Below are 227 nucleotides of genomic sequence, written 5' to 3'. Positions count from 1 at the left end.
CGTTTATGCAATTAATTAAAAATAATGAATATAAATATGAATATGCTGATATTATCTTAGCATCTTTTCTGAATTTAGGGGATTCAACATTAAAGAAAATCCAGCATTTAGAAAAATTACTGCCACAAATTGATCTTGGTCATTGCTATTTGAAAAAACTACGAGCTTTTAATGCTCATTTACAATATCACGAATTATATGAGAATAAGAGGATTACATCAGGCGTT

1 protein-coding gene is annotated in these 227 nt (G+C 27.8%); it reads left to right on the top strand.

Translation table 11 applies throughout. The features are described from left to right. A partial coding sequence (locus HMPREF2644_RS00150) for an alpha-2,3-sialyltransferase (protein WP_257284995.1) occupies positions 1–227 on the top strand: 227 nt, incomplete at both ends.

Source organism: Haemophilus sp. HMSC071C11 (assembly GCF_001837655.1).
Lineage (GTDB): Bacteria > Pseudomonadota > Gammaproteobacteria > Enterobacterales > Pasteurellaceae > Haemophilus > Haemophilus influenzae.
Note: the sequence above shows the minus strand (reverse complement) of the source record. Positions and strands in the feature narration are given on the sequence as shown.